Origin of the sequence: Psychrobacter sp. P2G3 (assembly GCF_001593285.1) — a bacterium.
Classification (GTDB): domain Bacteria; phylum Pseudomonadota; class Gammaproteobacteria; order Pseudomonadales; family Moraxellaceae; genus Psychrobacter.
In genome coordinates this window covers 1,969,237-1,982,239 of sequence record NZ_CP012529.1, presented here as the reverse complement: position 1 = coordinate 1,982,239, position 13,003 = coordinate 1,969,237, and the positions used below count along the sequence as shown (strand labels likewise).

Below are 13,003 nucleotides of genomic sequence, written 5' to 3'. Positions count from 1 at the left end.
GAAATACTTGTTATGTTGTCATTTCTCTACAGCCATAAACATTTGAGTCATAAGAGCCTATAATGAACGACTGTAATTATTTTATGATCATATATACAGATGTCACTAGTATGGTCAGCAAATGGCTTTGACAAATTAAAGTCACTATGTAGCCAATGTCATAATTGTGCTTATTAGTCACTCAACTGGCATAATATTATCTCTATTACCGCGTAAGACAATGGAATGCTTAAGCGTAGCAAGGACGTCGTAAAGTAGCCCGTTATCTCATTACACACTATTAAATAACACCCTACCTTTAGGTAGGAATGACTGATATAAAAGGACGAACAAAGATGAATTACTATAAGGATGCTGATAGCACCGAAACGCAAGAATGGTTGGAAGCTTTTGAGTCCGTCATCAAACATGCTGATAAGGATCGTGCACAGTTCTTATTAAAAGCGTTATATAACATGGCCGTACAGGAAGACCTACCTTTCAATCGTTTAGACACTGCCTATATCAATACTATCGCAGTAGAAGATGAGCCGATGTACCCTGGTGATTTGGCTATCGAGCGTAAGATTCGCGCTTTAATTCGCTATAACGCTTTGGCAATGGTGATGCGCGCAAACAAAAATGACGATGACTTAGGCGGTCACTTAGCCACATTTGCATCGAGTGCCACATTGTATGAAACGGGTTTTAACCATTTCTTCCGTGCGGCGAGCGATCATTTCGGCGGTGATATGATTTATTATCAAGGTCATTCAGCACCTGGTATTTATGCGCGCTCTTATCTAGAGGGTCGCTTAGATGAGGAGCAGTTAGACAACTTCCGCCGTGAAGTAGGTGGCAAAGGTTTATCAAGCTATCCGCATCCGTATCTGATGCCTGATTACTGGCAGTTCCCAACTGTTTCAATGGGTTTGGGTCCAATCATGTCAATTTATCATGCGCATGTGCATCGCTATATGGAAAACCGTGGATTGCTTGAGAAGGAAGGTCGCAAGATTTGGACGTTCTTAGGTGACGGTGAGACGGATGAGCCAGAAAGCTTAGGTGCAATATCACTTGCTGGTCGTGAGAAGCTTGATAATTTAATCTGGGTCGTCAACTGTAATCTACAGCGTCTTGATGGACCAGTACGTGGTAATGGTAAGATTATTCAAGAGTTAGAGTCTGTGTTCCGCGGTGCTGGCTGGCGTGTGATTAAGGTCGTTTGGGGCGGTAAGTGGGATAGTTTACTGGCTAATGATGATACTGGTGTTCTTAAATATCGTATGGAAGAAGTAGTTGATGGTGAGTATCAGCTATATGAAGCTCGTACCCCTGAATTTACCCGCAAGGAGTTCTTCGGTAAATATCCAGAATTAGAAGAGATGGCAGACGCCTTGTCTGATGAAGATATTTCACGTTTAAATCGTGGTGGTCATGATCCGATGAAAGTCTATGCCGCTTTTAGTGAAGCGATGAAGACGAAAGGTCAACCTACAGTTATTCTTGTCAAAACAGTTAAAGGCTATGGCTTATCTGCTCAGACCCAAGCCGTTAATAAGTCGCACCAAGTCAAAAAACTAGATCAAGAAGCCCTAATGTATTTCCGTGATCGCTTTGATTTGCCATTTACTGATGAGCAGTTAGAGACCCTACCGTTTTATCGTCCTGAGGAAGGTTCTGCGGAGATGAAGTACCTAAAAGGACGCCGTGAAGCCTTAGGTGGTCACTTGCCGAATCGTCGTAGTGGTCACATTCCACTGAACATTCCTGAACTGTCTATGTTTGATCGTGTACTGAAAGGCAGCAACGGTAAAGAGCAATCTACCACTATGGTGTTTGTGCGTTTGCTATCAGCAATGCTCAAAAATAAAGATATCCAAGATCGCGTCGTTCCTATCGTACCTGATGAAGCACGTACTTTTGGTTTAGAAGGTATGTTCCGTCAACTAGGTATCTATTCTGCTGTTGGGCAAAAATATACACCAGAAGATAGCGAAGCCTTGATGGGTTATAAAGAAGCAATCGACGGCCACATGTTAGAAGAAGGCATCAACGAAGCAGGCGCGATGAGTACTTGGATTGCGTTAGCAACAAGCTATTCTGTGAATGCGTTACCGATGATTCCGATGTATATTTACTATTCAATGTTCGGTTTCCAGCGCATCGGTGATCTAGCATGGGCGGCGGGTGACTGTCAGGCACAAGGCTTCTTATTAGGAGCGACAGCGGGTCGTACAACCTTAAATGGCGAAGGCTTACAGCATCAAGATGGTCATTCGCAAATCTTATTTAACGTTGTACCGAACTGTGTAACTTATGATCCTTGCTTTGGTTATGAGCTAGCAGTAGTTATGCATGATGGCCTACGCCGCATGTATGGCGAAGGCGAGCGCGTTTATTATTATTTAACTTTAATGAACGAAAACTATGAACAACCTGCGATGCCAGAAGGTTGCGAGGAAGGTATTAAACGAGGCATGTACTTGCTTGAAGATAATGGATCAACACAAGTTCAGCTGTTGGGTTCTGGTGTTATCTTACGTGAAGTACAAAAAGCGTCGCAGATATTAAAAGACGAGTTCAATATTTCGTCTAACGTATGGAGCGTGACTAGCTTTAATGAGCTGACACGTGATGGTATGGCTTGTGATGATTACAACCGTCTGCATCCTATGGAAGAAGAGAAAGTATCATGGGTGACCGAGCAGCTTGCCCCTCATGAAGGTATTGTAGTCGCCGCAACTGACTATATGCGTAACTACTCAGAGCAAATCCGTGGTTGGTTACCAGATAATCGTCCTTATACTACCCTAGGTACAGATGGTTATGGTCGTTCTGATACCCGTGAAAACTTACGTAGCTTCTTCCACGTGGACGCCGCTCACATTGTGGTAGCAACGCTCAAACGCTTAGCTGATGAAGGTGAAGTTGAGATGCGCCTTGTAAAAGATGCTATTTCAAGCTTTGGCATCGAAGTGGACCAGCCACCTGCATGGCAGCAACAACCTCATTATGATCATTTCCCAGATGCGCCAGCACCAGCACCTGATAACGTTAACCCGAATCCTGTACCTGAGTTTGTCGATGAAGATGATGATGAAGTCAGCACTGAAGGCCGCGCTGAAGATAAAGCCGATGCCAATTTGCTCAATGATGATGACATCAAAGAATGAGATTCACAAAATAAGACAAATACAAGATAAGGAGAGCAAGGATGGAAATTAAAGCCCCCGATTTGGGTGTTGATAGCGCCGAAGTCAGTGAGATTATGGTAGAAGTCGGCGATGTTATTGCCAAAGACGACAATATTATCTTGCTAGAATCTGATAAAGCCTCGGTCGAAGTGCCGAGCTCAGCTGCTGGTAAGATCACTAAAATTAGTGTTGCTATCGGCGATCAAGTTAGTGAAGGTATGGTGCTTATCGAGCTTGATGCTGATACTGACAGTCAAGATGATAACCAAGACGACAGTAAAAGTGCGAATGAAGAGAGTAAAGAAGCACCTGAAACCGAAAAACAAAACGAGCCTCAAGATACTAAGCAAGAAGAAAAACAAGACGATACTGAATCAGCTCAGTCAAATACGTCTAAACCTGCCGAAAAAGCAGGAAAAGCTACCACGCATGCATTGCCAGATTTAGGGGTTGATGAAGCGCAAGTGGCTGAGATCATGGTTAGCGTAGGTGACATAGTCAGTGCTGATCAGTCAATCTTATTAATTGAGTCTGATAAAGCCTCAGTTGAAGTGCCAGCTCCAGAAGCAGGCAAGATTGAAAAAATACTTGTTGAAGCTGGTGATATGGTTGCTAATGGTCAAGATTTCATCGTTATTGTTAGTAGTGGTTCAGATACTGCTGATAATAGTGCAGATGAGTCAAAAGATACTGAGTCACAAACGAAAGCTGGCTCTAACGATCAAGACGTTAGCACTAAGCCTGAAAGCAAAACTACTGGTGAGCCCAAGCAAGTTGCCACTAAGTCTGCGCCTGCAGCGAGTGACTCTAGTGGTAGCAAGCTAACAGAAGCTCAAGTTAATGAAAAATTAACCGAGGTTTATGCGGGTCCTGCTGTACGTAAGCTTGCTCGTCAGCTAGGCGTAGATATTACTCAGGTAAATGGCACAGCGATAAATGACCGTATCTTAAAAGAAGACTTATTTGCGCACGTCAAAAACAGTTTAACTACGCAAAAATCTGCACCTGCTGCTAGTAGCAACGTAGCAAGCTCAAGTCTGCCAAAACTGCCTGACATGAGCAATACAGATATCTGGGGCGAAACAGAAACTCAAGACCTTAGCCGTCTACAAAAGGTCTCAATACCACAGCTCAACTACAATACTTTGCTACCGCAAGTAACGCAGTTTGATTTGTCAGATATCACGGAGACTGAAAAGCTACGGGGTGAGTTAAAAGGTGGTATGAAAGCGCAAGGTATTGGTCTGACCATCTTGGCATTTATTGTCAAAGCGACCGCTTATGCGCTTACGCAGCATCCACGCTTTAATAGCCATCTAAATGATGATAATACGCAGATTATCTTGCGTAAAAGTGTCAATATGGGTATTGCCGTGGCGACTGATGACGGCTTAATTGTGCCAGTAATTAAGAATGCTCAAGATAAAGGTATTAAGCAGATTGCGATTGAGATTGGCGAGCTGGCAGTGAAAGCTCGTGATAAAAAACTCAGTACCAAAGATTTGCAAGGTGCTAGTTTCACGATTTCAAGCCAAGGCGTTTTAGGTGGGACTTCATTTACACCATTAGTGAATTGGCCGCAAGTAGGTATATTAGGCGCTTCTGAAGCAACAATGCAGCCACGCTGGAATGCCGACAAGCAGACTTTTGAGCCGCGTCTAATGTTGCCACTATCATTGTCTTATGACCATCGTGTCATTAATGGTGCTGATGCCGCCGTATTTACGCGTTATGTCGCAAGCTTACTTGCTGATCCACGTCGTATCTTGCTATAAATTGTGTAAACGGTTCATATAATGATCGAACAAAAAGACTGTCCTTGGATGGTCTTTTTTTATGGTGTAAATTTAGATTTTTTAGAATGTGTTAAGCATTTTCAAGTAGGCATTGTTTGCGAATGTTCAATACGTTTGAACATTGGATGTTTTTAGTTTTATTGATCAACAGGCACAAAAAAGCCGGCAGATACCGGCTTTTTTTCTTACTATAAGTAATGCTAAATAAAACAGACTTCTAATTAGAAGCTTTTAACAAAAGCTACGCCATAGACCCAAGGGCTAATATCAACTTCACCAAGATCATTACCATTCAAGCTTACATCTGTTTTGATATCCATGTAACGTGCATCAATACGGAAAGACTCAGTTGGAGCAAAAGGAATATCTAAGCCAATGTGACCTGCAACGCCAACGCTATCATCAAGCTTTAATTTAGCTGGGCCTTCAGGGAGATATAATTTTTCTTTAAAGAAAGTTGTGTAGTTCACACCAACGCCAACAAAAGGCTTCACATTCATAGGCAGATTATAGCCATCAAAGTGATACTGGATAGACAAAGTAGGTGGTAAATGTTGTGTTTTACCTTCAATTTCAACATTATCAGCAGTAGTCAGTGTGATGTCATGTTCAAATGGAATGGCAGCTAGTAATTCAATACCAACGTTGTTAGCAATGAAATATTCGCCGCTAACTGTAGGACGGATGTCATCATCAACATCTACAGAGAATGCGCCATCAGCAAGAGTACCATTGTCGCTCTTAGGATCAACCATATGGGCGCCAGCAGCGATAGACCAAGTACCAGCAGGTACAGCAAAAGCAGTAGTCATAGTAAGTGCAGCAGCAGTAGCTAAAACTAGGGATTGTAGCTTCATCTTGTAGATCCTTAACATAATAAGTAATAAAAAAAATAAGTATTCAATGAGGGATGACATCAACTACTTATAAAACAAGTTACATTCATGAAATAAAAAGTAACTAATCAGTTGCATTATAATACATTTCCTTTACTGAGGGTAGTGTACTAAAGTCTAATAGGCGATATAACTGATATGTGGTAGTAAATATGACTTCAGTAGCGAATAACATTTTGTGCTTATACAATGATATTCAAATATCTCTTATAATTATAAGGTTTAACGTTGAGGATATGCTCTTAATATTTAAATAAATTATCTGTGGTAACCCATATAAGAGTGTTATAGGCTATAAGGTTAGTTTTAATGTTTGTTTTATATTTTTGACTCACACAGATAGAGATATCATAGACAAAACTTATTGAAATATTTTTATAAAGATAATGTTAATCAGAGAAATGGCGATATATTTATGACTGGCTATTGTAGTAATTCTCCCATGCGTTGTACTAATGCACGCTCGATGACCGTACTGAACCAAGCTGACAATAGCTGTCCTCAATGTGGCTTGTCATTGGTGCCTGCTGATAACTCGAGTAGTAGCTCTCGTATGGAGTTGCAGTTTTTACATGCTAGCTTAGCTATCATAATTCTATTACTACTGGCCTTAATATATATATCTTACGCAAACTTTGTATAGTCAATCCAATCTTAAAAAGCCTAATAAAGTTCAGGATAGATATATCAAAGATACGCTATAGATTATTCTTATTATTGAGACCAACAGGGAAATGATAAATAATGCTTCTATACTGATACTTCGATGTTTGATTGTTTGATTACATAAATGACCCTATTCTTATATAGCTGTATCTATTTATTAACTTGATGGACTGAAGACTTTACCATTCATTTTTCATTCATTTAATCACGGTGTTACACCGCATAGGGACGGCATGCAATTCCAGTCTATACGGCGCCTACGTCATTTTGTCTATGATATTTTGCAAAATGATGACCACGACACCCTATTTAGTCGTTATGTCGATTACTTTCTGATTTTTTTAATTATGACGAACGTAGCTGCCGTAATTGCTGAATCTGTTGACCAATGGTATTACCCTTATCAAGAATATTTTACTTTATTTGAAAACTTCTCAATAGTCGTATTCTCTATTGAGTATTTGCTACGTTTTTGGAGTATTGCTGAAGCCAAGCCAGATAACACTACATGGCGTCAACGCTGGGACTGGGTAAGAAGCCCATCAGCTTTGATTGATTTGGTAGCGATTGTACCCGCGTTCTTAAACTTCTTTGTCAGCTTCGATCTGCGTTTCCTCAGAATTCTACGCCTGTTTAGAATTTTAAAGCTTACACGTTATTTTGTCTCAATGCGTATCTTGCTAGTGGTCATCAGTAAAGAGAAAGGCTCATTCCAAGCCGTTATTTTTATCTTAATTATCATGATTGTGACTGCCTCTAGTGGTATTTATTTAGTAGAAAACCACGCGCAGCCAGAAGAATTTGAATCGATACCGAAAGCAATGTGGTGGGCCGTGGTAACGCTAACGACTGTCGGTTATGGTGATGTGACGCCAATAACCAATGCAGGCAAGATATTAGGTGCAGTTATTACTATCTTGGGTGTGGGTTTGGCGGCTCTGCCAGCTGGTATTTTAGCGACAGGTCTTGCTAACGAGCTTGCCCAACGTCGTGATGAGTTGGAGCAAGATTTTCGTGAACAGTTGGTGGATAGTGATTTTGACTTAGTGCAGAATCAAACGATGATTGATAAGATTCGTCGTGAGCTTGGACTGGATAAAGAACAAGCACAAGATATTGTATTACAAGTATTACGTGAACAAGAGCTTGAACGCCGCGAGCAAGAAGTTCGTAAAAAGAACTTTTGTCCCCATTGCGGTGAGGCGTTAGAGTAGAAAAAAATTGACGTAAAGTCATACGGTAAAACGACAACTATCGAAAACTAAAAAAGCTGGCGACCTACAAGATCGCCAGCTTTTTTATCTATAATTCTCAGCTAAGTGGGCAAAATTTGCGGTGAGAGGATAGGTAAAGAACGTGCTAATTCATGCGCGACTTGTTGAGCTGCTTTTTGTAAGTCATTTTCAGAAAGCGGTAAGTTTTGTAGAGTGAGATGCCAATCATCTATTTGGCGGCGCAAACTAGCAATCCAAATCGCACTACAGTCGCGCGGAACTTGCTTTAAATTAACCTCAAAAGCACGGTTACCTTCGTCATCGCTAAGATGTACTTCACCTGCTTTTACTTTGCCTAATGGCTGTCCATAGTATGAGCTAGCAAGCAGACCAATATGGCTAATATGAGCAGGAATCTTGTCTAGATAAAGACGAATTTGCTCCTGATCTACTGGTGCATCATATAAGGCTTGCTCGCCACGATCTTTTCCATTAAGACTATCGCCTTGATGACAGACAGACTCAGCTTTATCACGCAGTTGTTTAAACCATACAATATCGTTAATCGTACAATTATCATCGTATAGTACGCAAGCAATATCGATATCAATCGCACTTTGGTTTTTTTTAAAGCGCTTCATCATGCCTTTAGGTTCGGTTTTAGTAAACTCATAATTTAGCGAAAAAAACAACATATCGGCCGTTAAGCCTAAAGCGCTTAAGCTTTCTGAAAGTAGGGGTAATGAGGCAGTGGATGGCATGGTATTCCTTGTTGATGCTTAAGTTTCTTATTAGTTAATTTGACTATTGCTCATCATCTAGTTGTTTATCCAACACTACTTGATGAAGAAGTTGCGGCTTGGCATCCAATAAACCTTTGCCAAAACCACGTAGCCACCAGACCAATTGTGACGTTAGATTAACTGTCGCATGGATAGTTAAGGTGTCATCGTCGTTGAACATTACTGTCTGATCATCACTAAGCTTGCTTTCAGTCAGGCTTTTACCAGCTCTCGTAGTAAATTTTAGCTCAATCGCGGTATTTTTACCGTGATCAGGCAATTGGCTCAATAATGGATGAGTAAAGCCCATGCTACCAGCGTCCAAATAGCTATCCAAATGGAAGTTCTGTGGTGTTAGTGCTGTGCTTTTAAGTATCTCCACACTAGCAAATCGATGCAGGGCAAAAGTGCGGATAATAGCTTCTGGATCATCAGTACGAGTCGCTAGCAAATAAATAATTACGCCACGCTGAATGATAGCAATAGGGTTCAATATATATTCGCTAGCCTCTGACTTATTACTGCGTGTATAACAGGCTTTGACTTGTAATTGATAAAACAGAGCATGATAAATATTATCTTTACTGTCCAAATCAATATGCGGGGCAATCAACGGCTGAGTTGCAGTCTCAATGCGTACACGATCAATCCAAGAATGCGTGACTTTACTATTTTTAAGCTGTCGCCGTGCCAAGTCAAACCAGGGAAATAACTCATCTAAAATAGCAGGAGGAAGTAGCTGAGTGAGATTGGCCTCGACCATATTAAAGGCGACCGCTTGCGATAGATTCATATGTGGCAGGCTTTGTAGTGGCGCGTCATCTTTCCAGCGCCAGCCTTGCGGGTTGGCATTATTTTTCTCAATTGGGAAGCGTTTAGCCAAAGCATTTAAGTCTCTTTGTACCGTACGTAAGCTAATATCAAATCCTGCAAGCTTAAGCTGTTCATAGATATGCGTCGTACCAACCCAACGGTTACGCTGAAGCTGTGAGAGTACTTGCCATTGACGCGCAGTAGTCGCTGCCCCATGACGGCTAGCTGCTGTATCGGCAGCCACATTGTCAGCCTCCTCAGTAGATGATACGGAAGGCTTATCTTCCTGTATATCCTGAGCATTGGAGGTAGATCCGTCTGTTGCGTTAGCGTTTTGCACAGTCATTAAGAGATAACCTATATAGAGTCTGTCATAATGTTGAATCGATATTATCGATTACAGGGTGTCATACTAAAAACAGTATCATATTAAAGCGTATCTTGCTTGCTCAGCATCGAAGACATTTATCATCGCAGAAAATAGCCGTAGCGTCTAGGAAGTTTAAATGCAGCTTTTAGGGTTCAATCATCTGGCAATTTTCTAAAAGTTTTATCTAAAAATATGAGCAAAGAGTGTTCTTTAGAAGAACGATATTGAATCCCAATCACTACTGTTCAATTCCATCACGAATTATGCTTTCTTTGCTATTGTCTTTTTTATACTGATCTTTCTTCTTATCATCTTTTTTTTGACGTTTGGCTTTTCGCTTCTTTTTGGCTTTCTTTTTTGACTTTTTATCGTCAATAACATCATCTGTATCTTGATTTTCATCCCACAACATCAAACGCTGCAAGACTTTGCCAAATAGAGTGTCCTTACGATAACGACCTTTTTTATTCATCGTATCAATGGGTAGGCCTGTCATCAGTGTCAAGGCCTCATTAATCGTGTTCACACCATAAATATGAAAGCTACCTGCTTCGACTGCTGCGATAATGTCGTCACGCAGCATTAACTGTTTGACGTTGGCCATTGGGATAACGACGCCTTGTTGCTCCGTCATACCTTGCTCGCGACAAGCATCGAAGAAACCAGCAATCTTAGCGTTAATACCACCGACTGCTTGTACTTCTCCCAGCTGATTCATTGAGCCAGTGATAGCGAAGGACTGATTAATAGGCGCGTTGGCTAAGGCCGAGAGGAGCGCACAAGCTTCACTAACTGTCGCGCTATCGCCATCAATATGAGCATAGCTTTGTTCAAAGGCTAGAGAGGCACTAAAATTCAGTGAATGATGTTGGCTAAATAGAGCACGCAAGTAGCTGGTCATAATTAACATGCCTTTCGCATGTAAACTGCCGCCCAAATCGACATCACGTTCAATATCGAGAATCTCACCAGCACCAATATTAGGCTGAATCACAGCAGTAAGACGTGCTGGCATGCCAAATTCACTATCAGCATAGCTGACGACAGTCAAGGCGTTGACCTGTCCGACGGCCTCACCTTGAGTGTTGATCAGCTGTTGACCGTTTTTGAGCTCATCCCAATACAAATCGCGCAAGTAGCCTGAACGTTCATCCATATCGCTAATAGCTTGAGCGACATGCCTCGCATCGACGATGTTGTTTCCAGTAAGACGTGCGTGGCGATTGGACTCATGCAAGAGCTTAATGAGACGGTCACTGTGTAGGCTTAGACGATCTTGGTCTTCAGCCTGTAAGCTTAGATGTTCAAGAAGTGCCGCTTGCGCACTATTATCAAAAGGATAAAGGTCTGCATAATCAATAATATCTGCCATTTTGGCAACGAGGGCCAGCTCATGATCAGGTGTGCGAGTGACATCATCATGGAAGTCGGCACGAACTTTGAATACCGCATCAAACTCTGGTTCTAGCTCTAATAGCTCATAATATAAATCTGCTTCTCCGAGCAAAACTACTTTAATATCAAGGTCAATTGGAGCAGGTGCTAATGACAAGCTGCCTGTTAACGTCAACATTTGCTCAAGGCTAGATAGCTTAATTTTACGTGATTGTAGGGCACGTTTTAGACCTTGCCAAGCGTAAGGGTGCTCAAGTACATGGCTGGCTTCTAATAACAGATATCCGCCATTTGCTCGGTGTAGTGCGCCGGCACGTATCATACTGACATCAGTTGTCACGGTACCTAACTGAGTAATTTGCTCGACATGTCCTAACAAGTTAAGGTGAGTCGGCAAGTCTTCAAATATGACAGGTGCGCCGCTTTCAGGCTCATGACTAACCATGACATTGACTGCATATCGGCTAGGAGTTGTTGCCAGTACGGCAGTGACAAACTCTTCATCATCACCATTAACGATACGCTCTACATGGGTAACCATGTCAGCAAATATCGCATCAAGATAAGTAACGATAGCTGGGAGTTCGGCAAACTGCTCACGTATAGGTGTAAATAAAGGTTGTAGGGCTCGGCGGGCAATATTGCGATGTAGATCTTCTATGGCGTCATTGGCCTCATCTTCTAGTTGTTCTAAGGCAATGGTCAGTTGACTAAGTCGCTTTTGCATGTGGTTTTTTTGCGTAAAATTACTCAGCTCAGACTCATAGTCACTCTGCGTGTTAATGTCTGTTAGATTGGTAGTGTCAGGGCTGTTTTCTATTGAATCATGATTTATTGTAGCCCTATCTATGGCCTCATTATTTTCAGGTATATTAGTGGACGCAGATATAGAAGTGGCAAATGTTGTTTTATTATTTTCATCTACTGGCAGTTGGCTTGGATGTACAAACATCGCTTTATTATCGAACGAGCGAAACGTCAGCGCCAAATCATACTGTTTACCTTCAGCGTTTAGGGCATCATAAGCAAGGCTTTCTTTTTGATGAGTATCGTTTTTGATCGCTTCTATTTTGCTTTGATACTGATCACTACGAAAACGTTGGCTCAAACGTTTTTTTGCCTGTAACCATAAATCATTGATTTGCTGCTGTAACACTACCGCTTGTCCAGCAGGTAAGTGCATTGCTAAAGGCGTACGAGGGTCAGTAAAATTGTGTACATAAACCCAATCATTTGGCGTTGGTGCATCCATAGCAATACGCTGTAATAGACGACTAATAACTGTGCGTTTACCAAGCCCGTTTTCACCAGCTGCAAAGACATGATAGCCGCTAGCTTTGATATCAAGTGCAGTGTGCAAGGCTTTGAGCGCACGCTGCTGCCCAAAGCTAATATCTAAATCTGGTGCAGTACGTGTATCAGTAGGCAAGTTACTAGCAGCACTATAACGCTTTAGCTGCTTAGCGGTGATAAGGCAGCGTTGATTAACCGCTTCGAATATTGGATGGGGTGATGAGATATCCTGTTTGTCTTCTGCAGTATCTGTTTTTACTGATACCTTGTCTGTCACAATAGTAGTCGCAATCATTAAGTCGGTATCTTCTGAAGTTTGCATGTTAGGAGCAATGGGCTGTTCGGTCATAGGCGTATGGTAAGTCATCTTATAGAAGTTGAAGAAAGTGAATAATTTAATAGATACATCTTACAAGATGTCTTAACATTTTTAATCAGTCATTAGACGCAGTTTTGTATCATGTAGATATGAATCTTTAAACCAACAATGATAAAACTGCGCTTATATCCAAAGCCATATTTAATGGTAGAAAGGAAGAATAAAACCTCAATGCTAGCGAAGATAGTATAAGATGACGGACATTAGCGCAATCTGCAACTAT

General features: G+C 41.5%; 7 protein-coding genes. 3 read left to right on the top strand and 4 right to left on the bottom strand.

What is annotated here, in order from left to right:
- The first annotated feature begins 335 nt into the window (after nucleotides 1-335).
- Nucleotides 336-3,155, top strand: coding sequence for a pyruvate dehydrogenase (acetyl-transferring), homodimeric type (gene aceE, locus AK823_RS08080; RefSeq protein ID WP_068328088.1), 2,820 nt, complete (start codon nucleotides 336-338; stop codon nucleotides 3,153-3,155).
- A 41-nt stretch (nucleotides 3,156-3,196) separates the two neighbouring features.
- Entirely contained in the window at nucleotides 3,197-4,951 is a 1,755-nt protein-coding gene (locus AK823_RS08075; RefSeq protein ID WP_068328086.1) for a 2-oxo acid dehydrogenase subunit E2, read from the top strand.
- Nucleotides 4,952-5,193: 242 nt separating this feature from the next.
- On the opposite strand, the gene AK823_RS08070 is transcribed toward AK823_RS08075, so the two are convergent.
- Nucleotides 5,194-5,829, bottom strand: coding sequence for an OmpW family outer membrane protein (locus AK823_RS08070; protein WP_068328081.1), 636 nt, complete (start codon nucleotides 5,827-5,829; stop codon nucleotides 5,194-5,196).
- A 938-nt stretch (nucleotides 5,830-6,767) separates the two neighbouring features.
- On the opposite strand from AK823_RS08070, the gene AK823_RS08060 reads away from it, so the two are divergent.
- Entirely contained in the window at nucleotides 6,768-7,748 is a 981-nt protein-coding gene (locus tag AK823_RS08060; protein WP_068036150.1) for an ion transporter, read from the top strand.
- A 101-nt stretch (nucleotides 7,749-7,849) separates the two neighbouring features.
- On the opposite strand, the gene AK823_RS08055 is transcribed toward AK823_RS08060, so the two are convergent.
- The 3 genes from AK823_RS08055 to AK823_RS08045 all read right to left on the bottom strand — a co-directional run bounded on the left by AK823_RS08055 (nucleotide 7,850) and on the right by AK823_RS08045 (nucleotide 12,750).
- Entirely contained in the window at nucleotides 7,850-8,509 is a 660-nt protein-coding gene (locus AK823_RS08055; protein ID WP_068328077.1) for a TerD family protein, read from the bottom strand.
- Nucleotides 8,510-8,552: 43 nt separating this feature from the next.
- A complete protein-coding gene (locus AK823_RS08050; protein WP_082785677.1) occupies nucleotides 8,553-9,689 on the bottom strand; it encodes a WYL domain-containing protein in 1,137 nt (378 codons plus the stop codon).
- Nucleotides 9,690-9,951: 262 nt separating this feature from the next.
- The gene (locus AK823_RS08045; protein WP_068328075.1) at nucleotides 9,952-12,750 is read right to left on the bottom strand and encodes an ATP-binding protein; all 2,799 of its coding nucleotides are present in this window, start codon (nucleotides 12,748-12,750) and stop codon (nucleotides 9,952-9,954) included.
- Nucleotides 12,751-13,003 lie beyond the last annotated feature (253 nt).